The 17,134-nt window shown below is 72.1% G+C and carries 18 protein-coding genes and 1 pseudogene; 16 read left to right on the top strand and 3 right to left on the bottom strand.

Going from position 1 to position 17,134, the window contains the following annotated elements:
* The 4 genes and pseudogenes from HS99_RS44290 to HS99_RS31755 form a co-directional block, all read left to right on the top strand.
* Positions 1–988 (top strand): annotated as a pseudogene (locus HS99_RS44290) (hypothetical protein); the annotation flags it as partial.
* A 50-nt stretch (positions 989–1,038) separates the two neighbouring features.
* On the top strand, positions 1,039–1,221 hold the full coding sequence (locus tag HS99_RS31765; RefSeq protein ID WP_030282154.1) for a DUF6104 family protein: 183 nt from the start codon (positions 1,039–1,041) through the stop codon (positions 1,219–1,221).
* A 204-nt stretch (positions 1,222–1,425) separates the two neighbouring features.
* Positions 1,426–2,349, top strand: a complete 924-nt coding sequence (locus HS99_RS31760; protein ID WP_030282157.1) for a DUF4097 family beta strand repeat-containing protein — start codon at positions 1,426–1,428, stop codon at positions 2,347–2,349.
* Position 2,350: 1 nt separating this feature from the next.
* Positions 2,351–3,403 carry a PadR family transcriptional regulator gene (locus HS99_RS31755; RefSeq protein WP_030551313.1) on the top strand — a complete coding sequence of 351 codons (1,053 nt, stop codon included), beginning with the start codon at positions 2,351–2,353 and terminating at the stop codon, positions 3,401–3,403.
* Positions 3,404–3,475: 72 nt separating this feature from the next.
* On the opposite strand, the gene HS99_RS31750 is transcribed toward HS99_RS31755, so the two are convergent.
* A complete protein-coding gene (locus HS99_RS31750; RefSeq protein ID WP_030282159.1) occupies positions 3,476–4,438 on the bottom strand; it encodes a zinc-binding dehydrogenase in 963 nt (320 codons plus the stop codon).
* 129 nt (positions 4,439–4,567) lie between these two features.
* Entirely contained in the window at positions 4,568–5,761 is a 1,194-nt protein-coding gene (locus HS99_RS31745; RefSeq protein WP_030282160.1) for an NAD(P)-dependent malic enzyme, read from the bottom strand.
* 585 nt (positions 5,762–6,346) lie between these two features.
* Between HS99_RS31745 and HS99_RS31740 the strand changes: the two genes are divergently transcribed.
* The 5 genes from HS99_RS31740 to HS99_RS31720 all read left to right on the top strand — a co-directional run bounded on the left by HS99_RS31740 (position 6,347) and on the right by HS99_RS31720 (position 11,162).
* A complete protein-coding gene (locus HS99_RS31740) occupies positions 6,347–7,276 on the top strand; it encodes an ABC transporter substrate-binding protein (RefSeq protein WP_030282161.1) in 930 nt (309 codons plus the stop codon).
* 450 nt (positions 7,277–7,726) lie between these two features.
* A complete protein-coding gene (locus HS99_RS31735; protein ID WP_046386089.1) occupies positions 7,727–8,656 on the top strand; it encodes an ABC transporter substrate-binding protein in 930 nt (309 codons plus the stop codon).
* A 37-nt stretch (positions 8,657–8,693) separates the two neighbouring features.
* The gene (locus HS99_RS31730; RefSeq protein WP_046386090.1) at positions 8,694–9,668 is read left to right on the top strand and encodes an amino acid ABC transporter permease; all 975 of its coding nucleotides are present in this window, start codon (positions 8,694–8,696) and stop codon (positions 9,666–9,668) included.
* The gene (locus HS99_RS31725; RefSeq protein ID WP_078867222.1) at positions 9,665–10,459 is read left to right on the top strand and encodes an amino acid ABC transporter ATP-binding protein; all 795 of its coding nucleotides are present in this window, start codon (positions 9,665–9,667) and stop codon (positions 10,457–10,459) included. Before HS99_RS31730 ends, HS99_RS31725 begins: the two co-directional genes overlap by 4 nt.
* 115 nt (positions 10,460–10,574) lie before the next feature.
* The gene (locus HS99_RS31720; protein WP_030282171.1) at positions 10,575–11,162 is read left to right on the top strand and encodes a CGNR zinc finger domain-containing protein; all 588 of its coding nucleotides are present in this window, start codon (positions 10,575–10,577) and stop codon (positions 11,160–11,162) included.
* A 23-nt stretch (positions 11,163–11,185) separates the two neighbouring features.
* Here the strand turns inward: HS99_RS31720 and sodX are convergent, their stop codons facing one another.
* Complete coding sequence (gene sodX, locus HS99_RS31715; protein ID WP_050367129.1) at positions 11,186–11,548, bottom strand: nickel-type superoxide dismutase maturation protease; 363 nt, start codon at positions 11,546–11,548, stop codon at positions 11,186–11,188.
* A 254-nt stretch (positions 11,549–11,802) separates the two neighbouring features.
* Between sodX and sodN the strand changes: the two genes are divergently transcribed.
* The 7 genes from sodN to HS99_RS31680 all read left to right on the top strand — a co-directional run bounded on the left by sodN (position 11,803) and on the right by HS99_RS31680 (position 17,004).
* Positions 11,803–12,198 (top strand): superoxide dismutase, Ni, encoded by a 396-nt coding sequence (sodN, locus tag HS99_RS31710; protein ID WP_030057980.1) that lies wholly within the window; start codon positions 11,803–11,805, stop codon positions 12,196–12,198.
* A 321-nt stretch (positions 12,199–12,519) separates the two neighbouring features.
* Positions 12,520–13,602, top strand: coding sequence for a FecCD family ABC transporter permease (locus HS99_RS31705; RefSeq protein ID WP_191898847.1), 1,083 nt, complete (start codon positions 12,520–12,522; stop codon positions 13,600–13,602).
* 50 nt (positions 13,603–13,652) lie between these two features.
* Entirely contained in the window at positions 13,653–14,432 is a 780-nt protein-coding gene (locus tag HS99_RS31700; protein WP_030551304.1) for an ABC transporter ATP-binding protein, read from the top strand.
* 34 nt (positions 14,433–14,466) lie between these two features.
* Positions 14,467–15,459 (top strand): ABC transporter substrate-binding protein, encoded by a 993-nt coding sequence (locus tag HS99_RS31695; protein ID WP_030551302.1) that lies wholly within the window; start codon positions 14,467–14,469, stop codon positions 15,457–15,459.
* A 125-nt stretch (positions 15,460–15,584) separates the two neighbouring features.
* Positions 15,585–15,968, top strand: a complete 384-nt coding sequence (locus tag HS99_RS31690) for a nuclear transport factor 2 family protein (protein WP_030282181.1) — start codon at positions 15,585–15,587, stop codon at positions 15,966–15,968.
* 9 nt (positions 15,969–15,977) lie between these two features.
* Positions 15,978–16,454: a GNAT family N-acetyltransferase gene (locus HS99_RS31685; RefSeq protein WP_030551300.1), complete on the top strand. Its 477-nt coding sequence runs from the start codon at positions 15,978–15,980 to the stop codon at positions 16,452–16,454.
* A gap of 139 nt (positions 16,455–16,593) precedes the next feature.
* On the top strand, positions 16,594–17,004 hold the full coding sequence (locus tag HS99_RS31680; protein ID WP_030282186.1) for an ATP-binding protein: 411 nt from the start codon (positions 16,594–16,596) through the stop codon (positions 17,002–17,004).
* Positions 17,005–17,134 lie beyond the last annotated feature (130 nt).

The following is a 17,134-nucleotide window of genomic DNA, read 5'->3' as shown; positions in this document are numbered from 1 at the left end:
GGCGGCCCCGGCGGCTCCCCCGCAGCCGGTCGGCGCGCCGACCCACCCGGGCACCGTCCCGGGCCGGCCGCCGCAGCACCCGGCCACGCCCCCGTCCGGCTTCGCCCCGCCGCCGCTCGGCGCGTACGGCGCCCCGCAGCCTCCCACCGAGACGCCGACCGCACCGGTGCTGCCCGCCCCGCCGACCGTCCCGCTCCGGGCGCGGCCGCCGTCCTTCGACACCCCGCCGCCCGGCCCGGTGGTCACCGCCGCCGCCCCGGCACCCGAGGCGGACGCCAAGCGCAGGGGCGGCGTCTCCTGGAAGGTGCTGGTGACGGTCGCCCTGGTGATGGCGGTCGGCGGCACCGCGGGCGGCGTGGTGCTGATGAAGAAGCTGGACGACGGCGGGAAGGGCAGCAGCAGCAACAGCGCGACCCGACAGGGCGGCGGCAGCAGCAGTCCGAACCCGGCCCCCGCCCTGGACGGCACCTCCCCCGCCCCGACCACCTCCGCCCCCGGCGTGCCGGTGTCCGCGGCGCCCTCGAAGTCCGGCCCCGGCACCGTCTCGGCCCCCGCCCGGCCGGTCGGCTACACCCTGGTGCTGGACAAGAAGGCGCTCTCGATCCCGGCCGCCGAGTACTCCTCGGACGCGTACCGGATCGACCTGAACGCCGGCACCGTGGTGCCGCACAACGGCTCCGGCGACCTGAAGTGGGGCCTGGGCGTCACCAACACCGGCAGCGGCAGCAAGGCCAACTCCTTCGAGAGCGCGGGGGACGAGAAGTCGGACTTCGCCGTGATCACCGAGTCGACGGTCACGGCCGAGCAGTGCGCCGCCGCGATCGACTCCCGGCCGGACACCGACCTGACGTACAACCGGGTCGCGCCCGGGCGGCTGCTCTGCATCCGCGACCGGGACAGCCGCAACATCGCGATCGCCGCGATCACCGCCGCCGACCCGACCACGGGTGCCGCCTCGGTGACCGTCAGCACCTGGCGGGCCGGCTGACCGGCGGGTCTATCCTGGCCAGGTCAATCCCCACCGGACCGGAGCGAACCGTGTACTTCACCGACCGAGGCATCGAGGAGCTGGAGAGCCGGCGCGGCGAGGAGGAGGTCAGCTTCGAGTGGCTGGCCGAGCGCCTGCGCGAGTTCGTCGACCTCAACCCGGACTTCGAGATCCCGGTCGAGCGGCTGGCCACCTGGCTGGCCCGGCTCGACGACGAGGACGACGACGAGTGACGTCCTGACCCGGTGGCGACGGCCGCCGGACCGAGGGCCCGGGAGGCAACCGCCTCCCGGGCCCTCCGCGTGTCCCGTAGGGGGCGGCTCCGGGTCGGCTCCGGGCCCGTCCCGGGGCCGAACCGCTTGCTTTTCCCGGCACGCGATATATCGTCTTTGAAAGAGAACGCGATACATCGCGATCCGCGACGGGAGGCGGCAGAGATGAGCCAGTGGACGATCGACGGGCCGGGCAGGACCATCTTCGAGGACGCGGTCCGCGCGCTGCACGTGCGCGTCATCGACGGCACCGTGAACGTGGTCGCGGCCGAGGGCCCGGCCCGCCTGGAGGTCACCGGCCTCAAGGGCGAGGCGCTGCACGTGACCCTGGTCGACGGGGTCCTCACCGTCACCTACAAGGACATCAACAGCTGGGGCGAGTTCGGCGACTGGATCAAGTCGGTCGGATCGGTCCGCAACTTCTTCGACTCCTTCAAGCGCAAGCGCTCCGTCGACGTCACCCTGACCGTCCCGGCCGGCACCGACGTCAAGGTCGGCACCGTGTCGGCGCACTCCACCGTGACCGGCGTCGTCGGGCACGTCTCGGTGCAGGCCGCCAGCGGCGACACCACCCTGGCCGGGGTCACCGGGCGGATCGACGCCAGCACCGTCACCGGCGACGTCGACGCCCAGGCGGTCGGCGGCCAGCTCAAGGTCAACACCGTCTCCGGCCAGCTCACCGTGATCGCCGGCACCGCCGACCGGGTCCAGGCCAACACCGTCACCGGCGCCGTCACCCTGGACCTCGACGTGGCCGGCGAGACCGACGTCAAGGTCAACACCGTCAGCGGCCCGGTCGTGGTCCGGATCCCCTCGCTGGCCGACGCCACCGTCGAGGCCGGCTCCACCAGCGGCGACGTCTCCAGCACCTTCGACGAGCTCAAGATGAGCAGCACCTGGGGCGCCAAGAAGATCTCCGGGCAGCTCGGCGAGGGCCGCGGCAGCCTCAACGTCACCACCGTCTCCGGCGCGGTGACGGTGCTGCGCCGCCCCGACACCGAGGACGACGCCCCGGTGGTGGCCAAGGAGCTCCCCGCCTCCCCCGGCGACGACCGGCCCGCCGGCCCCGACCTCACCAAGGAGGCCTGAGATGACCCCCGTGTTCGGCCACGGCCGGCTCCGGCTCTACCTGCTGAAGCTGCTGGACGAAGCCCCGCGGCACGGCTACGAGGTGATCCGCCTGCTGGAGGAGCGCTTCCAGGGCCTGTACGCGCCCTCCGCCGGCACCGTCTACCCCCGGCTGGCGAAGCTGGAGCAGGAGGGCCTGGTCAGCCACAGCACCGAGGGCGGCCGCAAGGTCTACCGGCTGACCGACGCCGGGCGGGCCGAACTCGAAGCCCGGCAGGGTGAGTTGGACGAGCTGGAGCTGGAGATCCACGACTCCGTGGCACAGCTCGCCGGGGCGATCCGGGAGGACGTCCGGGACAGCGCCAAGGACCTGCGCGAGGAGCTGTGGCAGGCCGCCAAGCAGGCCCCCCGGCCCGGGCGCGACACCGGGTCCGGGACCGGCGGCGACCCGTGGGCAGGCCCCTGGGGCGACAACGAGTCCTGGCAGCGCGCCAAGGAGGAGTTCGCCCAGTTCAAGCGGCAGGCCAAGGAGCAGGCCAAGCGCGCCCGGGAGCAGGAGCGGGCCGCCAAGGCCAAGGCGAAGGCCGCCGAGGAGGAGGCCCGCCGACTGCGCGAGCAGGCCAAGGCCTCCCGCACCGCCGCCCAGCAGGAGGCGCTGCGGATCAAGCGCCGGGTCGAGCAGCAGGTGCGCGAGCACGCCGCGAAGGGAGACTGGCCGACCGGGCTGGCCGAGGGCCTGTCCGAGCTGACCAAGGGCCTGGCCGGGCTGGCCGACGCCGCCCGCTGGGGCCACCCGACGGCGGAGGAGCAGGCCGAACCGGCCGATCGGACCACCGTGACCCGGATCGACCTGGACAAGGACCAGGACGCGACGGCCACCCCCGCCGACCTGCCGCCGTGGGCGCGCACCGACCCGGCCGGGGAGCCGTCCCGCGAACTGGAGCGGCTGCTCGACCGCTTCCGCGACCAGGTCCGCGACGCGGCCCGGGACGGCGGGGTGAACGCCGACCGGCTGGCCGAGGCCAGCTCGGTGCTGGGCGCGGCCGGCGAGCGGCTGAAGCGGCTGCTCGGCTGATCCGAGCCGCGGCCTGGTGTCCTCCTCCGGGGACACCGGGCCTTCACGCGTCAGGGGTCGAGCACGACCGCGTCAGGGGTTGAGCACGACCTTGCCGAAGACATCGCCCTTGGCGAGCCGGGCGAAGCCGTCCCGGGCCTCGGACAGCGGCAGCACCGAGTCGATCACCGGACGGACCCCGGTGTTGGCGCACAGCGCCAGCAGCCCGGCCAGCTCCTCCTTGGTGCCCATGGTCGAGCCCACCACCTTGAGCTCCAGGAAGAAGATCCGGTTCAGCTCGGCGGCCTTCGGGCTGGGGCCGGAGGTGGCACCGGAGATGACGACGGTGCCACCCGGGCGCAGCGACTTCACCGAGTGCGACCAGGTCGCGGCGCCGACCGTCTCCATCACCGCGTCCACCCGCGAGGGCAGCCGGGCGCCGCTCTCGAAGGCCGCGTCCGCGCCGAGCTCGACCGCCCGGCGGCGTTTGGCCTCGTCCCGGCCGGTGACCCAGACCCGCAGGCCGGCCGCCTTGCCGAGGACGATCAGCGCGGTCGACACCCCGCCGCCGGCGCCCTGCACCAGAACGGTGTCACCGGGCTTGACCCCGGCGTTGGTGAACAGCATCCGGTAGGCCGTCAGCCAGGCCGTGGGCAGGCAGGCGGCCTCCTCGAAGCTCAGCTCGGCGGGCTTGGGCAGCAGGTTCCAGGTCGGCACGGCCACCTGCTGGGCGAAGGTGCCCTGGTAGCGCTCGGTCAGGATCGACCGGGGCTCGTTCGGGCCCACCCCGTGGCCGGTCTGGCCGATCACCGAGTGGATGACGACCTCGTTGCCGTCCTCGTCGACGCCGGCGGCGTCGCACCCGAGGATCATCGGCAGCTTCTCGGCGGGCAGGCCGACGCCGCGCAGCGACCACAGGTCGTGGTGGTTGAGGCTGGCGGCCCTGACCGTCACCACGCTCCAGCCGGGGCGGGCCTGCGGCTCGGGGAGTTCACCCAACTCCAGGCCGCTGAGCGGGTCGTCGGCGTCGATACGGGCGGCATAGGCAGCAAACATGCCCCGGACACTAGCCGGGACGGCCGAGGCCGGGAACCACGCGTACGTGTGACGCGTGTCCCGGCCTCAGGCTGGTCGGTCCCCCCTCGGGGGGGGGCCACCCCTCGATCCCAGGGGTCGGTCAGGCCGTCAGATCCGCGCCACGCCCTCGGCGCGGGCGGCCTCGGCCACGGCCTTGGTGACCGCCGGGGCGACCCGCTCGTCGAACGGCGAGGGGATGACCTTCTGCGGCGTCAGCTCGTCGGCCACCACACCGGCCAGCGCCTTGGCGGCGGCCAGCTTCATGCCCTCGGTGATCCGGGAGGCCCGCACCTGCAGGGCACCGGCGAAGATGCCCGGGAAGGCCAGCACGTTGTTGATCTGGTTCGGGAAGTCGCTGCGCCCGGTGGCGACGACCGCCGCGTACTTGTGGGCCACCTCGGGGTGGATCTCCGGGTTGGGGTTGGCCATCGCGAAGATGAACGCGCCCTCGGCCATGGTCGCCACGACGTCCTCCGGCACGGTGCCGCCGGAGACGCCGATGAACACGTCGGCGCCGGCCAGCGCGTCGGCCAGCGAGCCCTTGAGGGCGGAGCGGTTGGTCTGCTCGGCGATCTCGGCCTTGACGTCGGTCAGGTCCTCGCGGCCCTGGTGGACGACGCCCTTGCGGTCGCAGACGGCCACGTCGCCGATGCCCGCGGCCACCAGCATCTTGGCGATGGCGATGCCGGCCGCGCCCGCGCCGGAGATGACGGCCCGCAGCGAGCCGATCTCCCGGCCGGTCACCGCGGCGGCGTTCCACAGGGCGGCGGTGGTGACGATCGCGGTGCCGTGCTGGTCGTCGTGGAAGACCGGGATGTCCAGGGCCTCCTGGAGCCGGCGCTCGATCTCGAAGCAGCGCGGGGCGGAGATGTCCTCCAGGTTGACGCCGCCGAAGGACGGGGCCAGCCGGACCACCGTCTCGACGATCTCGTCCACCCCGGTGCAGGCCAGCGCGATCGGCACCGCGTCCACGCCGCCGAACTGCTTGAACAGGATGGCCTTGCCCTCCATCACCGGGAGCGAGGCCTGCGGGCCGATGTCACCGAGGCCGAGCACCGCGGTGCCGTCGGTGACCACCGCGACGGTGTTGGACTTCCAGGTGTAGTCGTTGACCAGCTCCGGCTGCTCGGCGATGGCCGTGCAGACCCGGGCGACACCGGGGGTGTAGGCGAGGGACAGGTCGTCCGCGTCGCGCACCGGCACGGTCGCCCGGATCTCCATCTTGCCGCCGCGGTGGAGCGCGAAAACGGCGTCGACCGGATCGTCGGTGTCCTGGGTGCTGCTGATGATCTCCGCTGCCACGATGACCTCTTCGTCATTGTTCTGGCGAGGTGCGCGGCCGACGGGCAGAGCGGCCCCGTCCGGAAGCCGGAAACCGGGTACGCCGAAGCGGACCCGGGGGCGGGGTGGGGCGCTGCCGTCGGGTGGCGCCCTCGGATGAGGGTTTTTATGGGGTCTTGTCTTGATCCGCGTTGTGCTACCGGGCCGAGCGTAGGTCGGACGGAGGCATCGCACCTGTGCCTTTTCGTCCTCGTCACGTGCCGTTCACCGCCGTGCTGTCGCGTCGAACTGGGATCCGACGTCGGAAGCGCCGGGCCCCGGCGGCGGCAACGGTGTGGCGGCACGCGCACCCGCAGGAGTGAACGCAGACCCGTTGGGGAGTCGGCGCCCCGGATACGGAGCCACGTGATGACTTCCGGTCCCGGGCGCCCGAACCTGTCGGGGCTCGTCGGTCTGGTTCGAGCGTTCGGGGATCACCCGGTACCGAATTCTGACACACCCGGGGCCGGGCCCGGCAGGGTGGGATGGCAAGATCGCATGTCGCCATTCCGCGTACACGAGCGCGGCACCGCGGCAACCGCGGTCCGCCCCCCAGGAGCAGCCCTCATGCCTCACCTCCTCCATGCCCGCCGTCCGGCCTTCGCCGGAGCCGCCCTGGCCGCCGCCGGAGCCCTGCTGCTCACCGGGTGCGGCGGTGGCGGCGGGCAGGCCGCCGCGAGCGACCCGGTCAAGGACGTCCGCGCCAAACTGCCCAAGGCCCAGCGCTCGGCCGGAGTGCTGCGCATCGGCATGGACGTCAACTACGCGCCGGTGGAGTTCCGCGGACCGGACGGCAAGCCGACCGGGCTGGACCCGGACCTCGCCGCCGCCCTCGGCCGGATCCTCGACGTGCGGGTCGAGTTCGTGGACACCCCGTTCGACAAACTGATACCGGGCCTGCAGGGCAAGCAGTTCGACGTGGCGATGTCCGCGCTCAGCGACATCCGCCAGCGCCGCGAGGGCCTGGACGAGAACGGCAAGCAGGTCAACCCGGGCGTGGACTTCGTGGACTACTTCATCGCCGGCGCCTCGATCGTCGTCCCGAAGGGCAACCCCAAGGGGATCCGGACCATGGACGACCTGTGCGGCCGCACTGTCGCCCTCCAGCAGGGCACCAACCAGGACGACATCGTCACCCGGCAGACGGCCGTCTGCGCCCGCACCGGCCGCCAGCTGACGGTGCACCGCTTCGACGAGGACGCCAAGGCGCTGGCCGAGGTCTCCTCCGGCGCCGCCGCGGCCGGCCTGAACGACTTCCCGGTGGCCGCCTACGCGGTGAAGACCACCGACGGCGGCAACCGCTTCGAGGTGGCCGGCACCCAGTCCACCTCCAACCCGTACGGAATCGCGGTGCGCAAGGGGGACACCGAGCTGCGCGACACCCTGTCCAAGGCGGTGGACCAGCTGATCCGCAGCGGCGAGTACGACAAGATCCTCGCCAAGTGGAACGTGAGCGCCGGCGCGGCCCAGAACGCGGTGGTGAACGGGGGCATCTGAGCCCGCGCCGGTGGGCCGCCCCGTCGGGTGGGCGACCCGGCGGGGCGGCCGGGCAGAGTACAGGCAGATCTGCATACTTATACGCAGGGTGACAGGGGCACGCGATCCGTCCGAATAGCGGACAGCGCGAGGGCTTGTTATCCGATTTTGATCTGAATGAGGGCCATCTGACCGTCCTCAGATGGCAGGATTCCCCCCATCTCGGATCGAGCCGGCCACTGGTCGAGGCGGTTCAGGTCGACGTCCACCTCGGCGGAGGGTGGCGGAAGCAGTACCCGGCACCACCCTGGGCGGCCCCCGTATGCCCAGGCAACTGCACCACCGGCAACGCCCGTACGACGACGTACAGCGACATACCCACCCGTACGGCTCCGTACGGCCAGCTGCCCCGGTGCGCCGCTCCCGCGGCGCGCTCCGCCCGATTTCTCTCCCCAGGAGGAGATCCCCCTCATGACCGCCCGCACCCAGCGCACCCGCCTCCTCGCAGCCGGCGTGGCCGCCGTGTCCGTGTCCCTCGTGCTGTCCGGCTGCAGCAGCAGCAAGAGCAGTGAGGGCGGCGGCGCCCCCAACGCCTCCGCGACCGTCAACGCGGTCAAGGCCGACGACAAGCTGGTCGCCCTCGTCCCCGCGGACGTCAAGTCGGCCGGGAAGCTCGTGGTCGGCGCGGACGCCTCGTACGCCCCGGACGAGTTCAAGGACGACAGCGGCAAGGTCATCGGCATGGACGTCGATCTCGCCGACGCCATCGCCGCCAAGCTCGGCCTGAAGGCCGAGGTCCAGGACTCCGGCTTCACCGCGATCATCCCGGGCATCCAGTCGAACAAGTTCCAGCTCGGCATGTCGTCCTTCACGGACAACAAGGAGCGCGAGCAGGTCGTCGACATGGTGACCTACTTCAACTCCGGCAGCGCCATCGCGGTCAAGAAGGGCAACCCCAACAAGATCGACCCGAAGGACCTCTGCGGCAAGAAGGTCGCCGTCCAGACCGGCACCACCCAGGCCGACGAAATCAAGGACACCCGCAACCCGGACTGCGCCAAGGCCGGCAAGCCGGGCATCCAGAACGACGGCGACAAGTTCGACCTCCAGACGGACGTCACCAACGCCGTGGTCTCCGGCCGCGACGACGCGATGATGGCCGACTCCCAGGTCGTCGACTACGCGATCAAGCAGTCCGGCGGCCAGCTGGAGAAGCTCGGCGACACCTACGGCGTGGCCCCCTACGGCGTCGCCCTGGCCAAGGGCTCCAAGCTCACGCCGGCCGTCCAGGGCGCCATCCAGTCGCTGATCGACGACGGCACCTACAAGCAGATCCTCACCAAGTGGGGCGTCGAGGCCGGTGCCCTCGACAAGTCGACCGTCAACGGCGCCGTCAGCTGACCTCTCGTACGCTTCATCTCTCCCCCGAGGCCACACCGTGAACTCTCTGGACAAGGGGGCGGCGGAGAAGGGACGGCCTGAGACCATCAAGGCCGTCCCGGTTCGCCACCCCGGACGCTGGGCGGGCGCTGTCGTCATCGCCCTGCTCGCGGCAATGCTGCTGAGCGCCCTCTTCACCAACCCCGCTTTCAAGTGGGACATCGTCGGGCAGTACCTGTTCCACGACAGCATCATGCACGGCCTGCTCGTGACGCTGGAGCTGACCGCCCTCTCCATGCTCATGGGTGTGGTCGGCGGCATCGTCCTCGCGGTGATGCGCCTGTCGCCGAACCCGCTGCTGGCCGGCACCGCCTGGGTCTACATCTGGGTCTTCCGCGGCACCCCGGTGCTGGTGCAGCTGGTGTTCTGGAACTTCCTCGGCCTGATCTGGGCCAAGCTGTCGATCGGCGTCCCGTGGGGACCGGAGTTCTGGTCCGAGCAGACCAACGTCCTGATCCCGACCTTCGTCGCCGCGCTGCTGGGCCTCGGCCTCAACGAAGCCGCCTACATGGCGGAGATCGTCCGCGGCGGCATCCAGTCCGTCGACGAGGGCCAGACCGAGGCCGCCCACGCGCTCGGGATGAGCCGGTTCCAGACCATGCGGCGGATCGTCCTGCCGCAGGCCATGCGGGTGATCATCCCGCCGACCGGCAACGAGACCATCTCGATGCTGAAGACCACCTCGCTGGTCTCCGTGATCTCCCTGGAGGAGATCTTCCGGGCCGGCCAGGTCATCTATTCCCGGAACTACCAGAACATCCCGCTGCTGATCGTCGTCAGCCTCTGGTACCTGTTCTTCACCTCGGTGCTGACCATCGGCCAGTACTACATCGAGCGCTACTACGCCCGAGGCTCCAACCGCACCCTCCCGCCCACTCCGCTGCAGCGACTGCGGGGCCTGTTCGCCGGGAAGCCCACCCCGAAGACGAACGCCGACGTCGTCCCGGGCCTCGAGGGAGGTGGTCACGTATGACCGAGCTGAGCAAGACCCCCGCCGCCTCCGCCGAGCCGATGGTCCGCGCCGAGAACGTGCACAAGTCCTACGGCCCGGTCGAGGTGCTCAAGGGCATCGACCTGGAGGTCAGGCAGGGAGAGGTGTTCTGCCTCATCGGCCCGTCCGGCTCCGGCAAGTCGACCTTCCTGCGGTGCATCAACCACCTGGAGAAGATCAACGGCGGCCGCCTCTGGGTGGACGGCGAGCTGGTCGGCTACCAGCAGCGGGGCGACAAGCTCCACGAGCTCAAGGACCGCGAGGTCGCCCTGAAGCGGCGCGACATCGGCATGGTGTTCCAGCGCTTCAACCTGTTCCCGCACATGACCGCCATGGAGAACGTCATCGAGGCGCCGGTCCAGGTCAAGGGCGAGACCAAGGCCGCGGCCCGGGAGCGCGGGATGGCCCTGCTGGAGCGGGTCGGCCTCGCCGACAAGGCGGGGAACTACCCCTCGCAGCTCTCCGGCGGCCAGCAGCAGCGCGTGGCGATCGCCCGCGCACTGGCCATGAAGCCCAAGCTGATGCTCTTCGACGAGCCCACCTCGGCGCTCGACCCGGAGCTGGTCGGCGACGTGCTCGACGTCATGCGCGGCCTCGCCGAGGAGGGCATGACGATGGTGGTCGTCACCCACGAGATGGGCTTCGCCCGCGAGGTCGGCGACGCGCTGGTGTTCATGGACGGCGGTGTGGTGGTCGAGTCCGGCAACCCCCGCGAGGTGCTCACCAACCCCCAGCACGAGCGCACCAGGGCCTTCCTCTCCAAGGTGCTCTGAGCCCGTACGGTCGGCGCCCGGCAGACGACTTCCTGCCGGGCGCCGCCGTTTTCCCCAGCCGGGTAATAGGCTGGAAGCAGTCAGCCCGTTACCGATGATTCCTGGAAGGACCGCCGTGGAGCTCGCCTCGTACGCCGATCTCGCCGTTCGGCTGGTGAACACCGAGGAACCCGAGCGCGGCACCGACACGCTGATCTCGGTGGACGCCGTGCGCGCCCTGTTCTCCGACTCCGCCCGTGCCGCCGCGCTGGCCGACGAGTCCGACGTGCCCCGGCTGCGGGCGGTGCGGACCAGGCTGCGCGGGGTCTTCGAGGCCGCCGCCGAGGGCGACGAGGTCCGGGCCGTCGACCTGCTGAACAGCCTGCTGATGGAGTACCCCGTCAGCCCGCTGGTCTCCGGGCACGACTACCCGGACGACGCCGGCCGGCCGCGCTGGCACCTGCACCTGGCCGACAACTCGCCCACCGCCACCGCGCACTTCAGCGCCGTCGCCTGCATGGGCCTGGCCGTCCACCTCACCGAGCTGGGCGCCGACCGGCTCGGCATCTGCCAGGCCGCGCCGTGCCGCAACGCCTACCTGGACACCTCGACCAACCGCTCCCGCCGCTACTGCTCCGACCGCTGCGCCACCCGCGCCAACGTCGCCGCGTACCGGGCCCGCAAGCGCCAGGAGGCCGAGGCCGCCCTGCACCCGGGGAACTAGCCGGGCCAGCCGGGCCTTTCGGGTCAGACCTCTTCGACCCACACGCCGAGGCGGCGGGCCAGGCCCGGCAGCCGGGACAGCCGGGGGCCGAGCAAAAGCCGCTCCAGCCCGCGGCCCGGCGCCAGCCAGGCCGGGCTCGGACGCAGCCGCAGCAGCACCCGGCCGAGCACCAGCTCGTCCGGAACCGGGCCGTAGCTGCGGCTGTCGCTGTCCACCGGGCGGTTGTCGGACAGCACCCACCAGCCCTTCGGTCGGCGCTCGGCGGCCCGCTTCACCACCAGCAGGTCCTGCTGGAAGGGGTGCCGGAACAGCACCACCGCGCCGGGCCGGATCGGCGCGCCGTAGCGGACCAGCAACTGGTCGCCCTCGCGCAGGGTCGGGACCATCGACGGGCCCGCCACGTCGACCAGCCCGAACGGCACCACGCCGCCCGCGCCGCCCTGCGGTTCCGTGCTCCGCGCCACGACTCCTCCTCCTGGACCGCCCGCCCCCAGTCTGCCGCACGGACCGTCACCGTTCGATGTCCGGATTACCCCGGTTACAGGTCCGCCTTTTGCCCTACGCCCACCGCCCGGCCGCGAAACCCGGAGGCCGGAAGGGTAGTCTCGGGCGCGGGAAGACGATCTAAGGAAGGACTCCCATGTTCTCTCGTCTGTTTGCACCGCGTGCCACCGCTCACGCCCACTGCGACCTGCCGTGCGGTGTGTACGACCCGGCGCAGGCCAAGCTGGAGGCCGAGTCGGTCAAGGCCACCCAGGAGAAGTACCAGGCCAACGAGGACCCGCACTTCCGCGCCCGCGCCATCATCATCAAGGAGCAGCGCGCCGAGGCCGTCAAGCACCACATCTCGGTGCTGTGGAGCGACTACTTCAAGGCGCCGCACTTCGAGAAGTACCCGCAGCTGCACAAGCTGATCAACGACACCCTGAAGGCCGCCTCGGCCGCCAAGGCGTCCACGGACCCGGCCACCGGCCAGGCCCTGCTGGACCTGATCGCCGAGGTCGACAAGATCTTCTGGGAGACCAAGCAGGCCTGAGCCTGACACGTCGCCACCCAGCCGCCCCCGTCCGCTCCGTCGGACGGGGGCGGTCGTGCGTTCACGTGCGATCCGCCCCGGTAAGGACTGATCAGCATGAGTGACTGTTATGCTGCCAGGGCGTCCGAGGGAGAAGTCCGGTGTGAATCCGGCGCTGACCCGCAACGGTGAGCACGGCCCGAACCCCCGTGCCAGCCCGATCGCCCCCGGTCGCTGAACTCCCGACAACTCGCCGTGGACTGCGAGGGGAAGGCGCCCGGGCACGCCCCGGCCGGCGCCCGCCCCGGCACACCCCGCGGCCCGAGGCAAGGCGCGACCGCCGTGAGCGACCCCGTTCGCCGAACACCGCACGTGAACGACCCCGTTCGCCGAACACCGACCGTCCCGCTCGCCCTCGGCCTCGCCGCCGCCCTGCTGCTCTCCCTGGTCTGCGGGGTCGCCTTCGGTTCCTCCGGGATCGAACTCCCCCGGGTGCTGCGCCTGTTGGGCGCCGGGCTGACGGGCGGCCGGCTGGACGCCGACGAGGCCGCCGGGTACGCGATCGTCTGGGAGATCCGGCTTCCGCGCACCGTGCTGGCCGCCGTGGTCGGGGCCGGACTGGCCGCCACCGGGGTCGCCGTCCAGGCGTTGGTGCGCAACGCCCTCGCCGACCCCTTCGTGCTCGGCATCTCCTCCGGCGCGGCCGTCGGCGCCAACGCCGTGCTGCTGTTCGGCGCCTTCGCCTCGCTCGGGGTGTGGGCGATCTCCGTCTCCGCGTTCGGCTCCGCGCTGGCCGCCATGGCGCTGGTCTACCTCGCCGCCCGCACCGCGTACGGGCTCACCCCGCTGCGGCTGGTGCTCACCGGCACCGCCCTCTCCTACGGCTTCTCCGCCGCCACCACCCTGATGGTCTTCTCCGCCGACCACGCCGAGGCCGCCCGGGACGCCATGATGTGGCTGCTCGGCAGCCTCGGCGGCGCCACCTGGGGGTCGGTGCCGATCGCCGCCGGCACCGTCCTGGCCGGGCTGGCCCATCTGACCTGCGCCGCCGGGCGGTTGGACGCGCTCGCCATGGGCGACGAGACCTCCGCCTCGCTCGGCGTGGACCCGGACCGGCTGCGCCGGGAGCTCTTCACGGTCACCGCCGCCGTCATCGGCACCGTGGTCGCCGTCAGCGGGGCGATCGGCTTCGTCGGACTGCTGGTGCCGCACCTGGCCCGGATGCTGGTCGGCGCCGCTCACCGCCGGGTGCTGGTGGTCGCGCCGCTGGCCGGGGCACTGCTGCTGGTCTGGGTGGACATCGCCTCGCGCACCCTGCTGGCACCCGCCGAACTGCCCGTCGGGGTGTTCACCGCGGTGCTCGGGGTGCCCGCCTTCCTGCTGATGATGCGCCGCCGCGGCCAGGCCCTCGGGGGCGGGCGGTGACCGGGGCCGACGGGGTGACGGGAACCGCCGGGGCGACGAGGACCGCCGGGGTGGCCGGGGCCGAGGAACTCTCCGTCGACGGCGTCTCGGTGGAGCTGGCCGGCGCCCGGCTGGTCCACGAGGTGAGCCTGGCGGCCGCCGCCGGCCAGGTGGTCGGGCTGATCGGCCCGAACGGCAGCGGCAAGTCGACCCTGCTGCGCTGCGTCTACCGGGTGCTGCGGCCGGCCGGCGGGACCGTCCGGCTGGCCGGCGACGACCTGCACGCGCTCACCGCGCGCCGGGCGGCCACCCGGGTGGCCGCGCTGACCCAGGAGCACACCGCCGAGTTCGACTTCACCGTTGCCGAGGTGGTCGCCATGGGCCGGCTGCCGCACCGGCGCGGCCCGGGCGGGCCGAGCGCCGAGGACCGGGAGCGCTGCACCGCCGCACTGCGGAAGGTCCGGGCCGAACACCTCGCGGGACGCGGCTTCCTGAACCTCTCCGGGGGCGAGAAGCAGCGGGTGCTGTTCGCCCGCGCCCTGGTCCAGGAGCCGCGCCTGCTGGTCCTCGACGAGCCCACCAACCACCTGGACATCGCCCACCAGTTGGAGGTGCTGGCGCTCGCCCGCGAGGCCGGGCCGACGGTGCTCACCGCGCTGCACGACCTCAACCTGGCGGCGGGGCACTGCGATCGGCTGTACGTGCTGGCGGCCGGGCGGATCGCCGCGGCCGGGCCGCCCGCCGAGGTGCTCCGACCCGCCCTGCTGGCCGAGGTGTTCGGTGTCCGGGCCGCCCCCGTCCGGCATCCGGAGACCGGCGCCCTCCAACTGCTGTTCGACCGCCTCCCCTGAAGCCCCGAGACCGCCCCGACCCGAAAGAACCCCCATGCGCACCAAGGCCGTTGCCTCCACCGCCCTGCTCACCCTCGGACTGACCGCCTGCGGCGCCGAGATCGCTCCGCGGGAGGCCGGCACCGCCTCCGCCCACTACCCGGTGACCGTCACGAACTGCGGCGAGCGGCACACCTTCCCACGGAAGCCCGCCCGGGTGGTGACCAACGACGTCAACATCACCGAACTGACGCTCTCCCTCGGCCTCGCCGACCGGATGGCCGGCTACGTGATGCCCGACGACAAGGGCCGGGTCGACCGGGTCGCCTGGAAGGACGGCTACCAGCAGACCACCTGGCTCTCCAGGAAGGTGCTCACCAAGGAGATCGCCCTGGACGCCCGGGCCGACCTGGTGTTCGCCGGCTGGCACTACGGCTTCGACGAGGGCAGCGGCGTCACCCCGCAGGCGTTCAGGGACCTGGGCATCGACTCGTACGTGCTCAGCGAGTCCTGCCGCAGCGGCAGCAGCGGCGAACGCGGGGTGATGGACCCGCTGGACGCGCTCTACACCGATCTGGCCAACCTCGGCGAGATCTTCGACGTCGAGGACCGCGCCGCCCGGCTGATCGCCGAGTCCAGGGCGAAGATCGACGCCGTCCCGCAGCGCGGGCACCGCCCGTCCGTCTTCCTCTACGACAGCGGGCAGGACAAGCCGTACACCGCCGGGAAGTTCGCCGCCGCGAACGCCGTCATCGCCAGGGCCGGCGGCACCAACATCATGGGCGACCTCGCGGACACCTGGGTCACCGCCGGCTGGGAGAGCGTGGTCGAGCGCGACCCCGAGGTGATCGTGATCAACAGCTACGCGACGCCGAGCGCCGAGGAGAAGCGGGCCTTCCTCAAGTCCTTCCCGCCGCTGGCGAACGTCTCCGCGATCAGGAACGACCGGATCCTCGTCATGGACTACGTCGACCTGGTCGAGAGCCCGCGCAACCCGGCCGCGATCAGCACCCTGGCCGACTTCCTGCGCACCGTCCCGGCCGGTTGACCGGCCGCCGGGCGGCCGGGCGGCCGGGCGGCCGATCGGCCGGACCGGAGCCCCGTTCGAAGCCCCCCGTCGGGCGTACGCTCGAAGGTGCGAGGCCGAGGGAACCCGACCGGAGGAGCGAGACCATGAGCACCATGGCGGCCCCCGCCGCCTTCGACACCCGAGCGCTGCGCGAGGGCATCGAACGCTGCGACGCCGAGGCCCTGCTGGCGCTGTACGCCGAGGACGCCGAGCTGCGCGTGGTCGACCGCAAGACCCAGCCCAGCCACCCCCTGGTGATGCACGGGCGGGACGAGATCGGCGCCATGCTGGACGACGTCTACAGCCGCGAGATGACCCACAAGCTGGAGCAGGTGGTGGTCGAGGGCGACCACCTCGCGTTCCTCGAATCCTGCCACTACCCCGACGGGGTGCGGGTGCTCATGGCGTCGATGGCCAACCTGCGGGACGGCCGGATCGTCGACCAGACCTCCGTCCAGGCCTGGGACGAGAGCGGGTCCGAGCAGTAGGCTCGCCGCATGATCCGCACCGCCGTCGTCACCGACGTCCCCGTCATCCTGGCCATGATCCGCGAGCTGGCGGAGTACGAGAAGGCCCCGCAGGAGGCGGTGGCCACCGAGGAGCAGCTGCGCGAGTCGCTGTTCGGCGCCAATCCGGCGGTGTTCGGCCTGATCGCGGAGGACGACGCCACCGGCGAGCCGGTCGGCTTCGCGGTCTGGTTCCTCAACTTCTCGACCTGGCGCGGCACCCACGGGATCTACCTGGAGGACCTGTACGTCCGCCCCGCGGCCCGCGGAGGCGGCCACGGCAAGGCGCTGCTGCTGGAGCTGGCGCGGATCGCCGTCGAGCGCGGCTACGCGCGGGTGGAGTGGTCGGTGCTCGACTGGAACCAGCCCTCGATCGACTTCTACAAGTCGATCGGCGCGGTGCCGATGGACGAATGGACCGTCTACCGGCTCACCGACGAGGCACTCCGGGCCGCCGGAAGCCGTTGAACGGACGCACGGAGTACCCGCAAAGGCCCTGCCACCCTGCGTGGTAATGCCTTACCATGAGTAACTCCCGCACCGGGTGCGGAGGACGCCCCCCTCCGGGGGTACCAAGCAAGTTCAGCGCGTCACCCAGGAGGCAAGGGTGTCCAAGATCGACAGCGATCTCGGAGTTCAGGACTTCGTGGAGGTCCGGCTGCCCGCGGCGGGGGCCTATCTCTCCGTGCTGCGAACAGCGACGGCCGGGCTCGCAGCCCGGTTGGACTTCACCCTCGACGAGATCGAGGACCTGCGGATCGCGGTCGACGAGGCCTGCGCCATCCTGCTCCAGCAGGCGGTGCCGGGCTCCGTGCTGTCCTGCGAGTTCCGGCTGGTCGGCGACTCGCTGAAGGTGACCGTCGCCGCTCCGACCACGGACGGCAGGGCGCCCGAGCGCGACACCTTCGCGTGGACGGTGCTCTCCGCGCTGGCCGGCGAGGTGGACTCCTCGGTCGCCGAGGACAACACCGTGTCGATCAGCCTGCACAAGAAGCGCGGCGGGTCCGCCGCTCACTGACGGGCACCGAGCAGCACCCTGCAAGGGCCGTCCGCCGTTCCCCTACCGGGGCCCGACGGGCGGCTCCCGGTACCGCCCCCGGGCGGTACGACCAACGAGACGATTCCGGGGCCGACGGCCCCGGTGCTCC

The sequence above is a fragment of the Kitasatospora aureofaciens genome (assembly GCF_001188955.3).
Taxonomy (GTDB): domain Bacteria; phylum Actinomycetota; class Actinomycetes; order Streptomycetales; family Streptomycetaceae; genus Kitasatospora; species Kitasatospora aureofaciens.
Note: the sequence above shows the minus strand (reverse complement) of the source record. Positions and strands in the feature narration are given on the sequence as shown.

Excerpts from the sequence above, each read along its gene's own strand:
- HS99_RS31760 (WP_030282157.1), top strand. The coding sequence starts at position 1,426 with ATGAGCCAGTGGACGATCGACGGGCCGGGCAGGACCATCTTCGAGGAC.
- HS99_RS31755 (WP_030551313.1), top strand. The coding sequence starts at position 2,351 with ATGACCCCCGTGTTCGGCCACGGCCGGCTCCGGCTCTACCTGCTGAAG.
- HS99_RS31750 (WP_030282159.1), bottom strand. The coding sequence starts at position 4,438 with ATGTTTGCTGCCTATGCCGCCCGTATCGACGCCGACGACCCGCTCAGC.
- HS99_RS31740 (WP_030282161.1), top strand. The coding sequence starts at position 6,347 with ATGCCTCACCTCCTCCATGCCCGCCGTCCGGCCTTCGCCGGAGCCGCC.
- HS99_RS31735 (WP_046386089.1), top strand. The coding sequence starts at position 7,727 with ATGACCGCCCGCACCCAGCGCACCCGCCTCCTCGCAGCCGGCGTGGCC.
- HS99_RS31725 (WP_078867222.1), top strand. The coding sequence starts at position 9,665 with ATGACCGAGCTGAGCAAGACCCCCGCCGCCTCCGCCGAGCCGATGGTC.
- sodX (WP_050367129.1), bottom strand. The coding sequence starts at position 11,548 with ATGGTCCCGACCCTGCGCGAGGGCGACCAGTTGCTGGTCCGCTACGGC.
- sodN (WP_030057980.1), top strand. The coding sequence starts at position 11,803 with ATGTTCTCTCGTCTGTTTGCACCGCGTGCCACCGCTCACGCCCACTGC.
- HS99_RS31695 (WP_030551302.1), top strand. The coding sequence starts at position 14,467 with ATGCGCACCAAGGCCGTTGCCTCCACCGCCCTGCTCACCCTCGGACTG.
- HS99_RS31690 (WP_030282181.1), top strand. The coding sequence starts at position 15,585 with ATGAGCACCATGGCGGCCCCCGCCGCCTTCGACACCCGAGCGCTGCGC.
- HS99_RS31685 (WP_030551300.1), top strand. The coding sequence starts at position 15,978 with ATGATCCGCACCGCCGTCGTCACCGACGTCCCCGTCATCCTGGCCATG.